1 protein-coding gene is annotated in these 242 nt (G+C 65.7%); it reads right to left on the minus strand.

The annotated features are described in order from the left end of the window. Window positions 1-36 precede the first annotated feature (36 nt). Window positions 37-242: hypothetical protein (locus ACQG3P_RS22425; protein ID WP_426806288.1), on the minus strand; the 206-nt coding region annotated here is incomplete at its 5' end.

The raw sequence follows: 242 nt of genomic DNA on the forward strand, positions 1-242 counted from the left end.
CGTGTCGTCCGGACGGTCGCTGCACACGCCGGCCGGCTAGGATGCGGCGAAGGCCGTGCCCCCGACCTTCTCGAAGTCCAGATACTGCATCTGGGTCTGCGGCGTGCCGGGCTCTGGTGCTTCGATCACCACGGCGTCGCTGCCCTCGCCTGCCAGCTCTACGGCGGTGTCGTTGGCACTAAGGATGTATCGGTCATTCCCCAAACCGCCAAACAGCATGTTGGCGCCAGCCGACGTGCGTA

Origin of the sequence: Stenotrophomonas sp. SrG, assembly GCF_050031795.1 — a bacterium.
GTDB lineage: Bacteria > Pseudomonadota > Gammaproteobacteria > Xanthomonadales > Xanthomonadaceae > Stenotrophomonas > Stenotrophomonas rhizophila_A.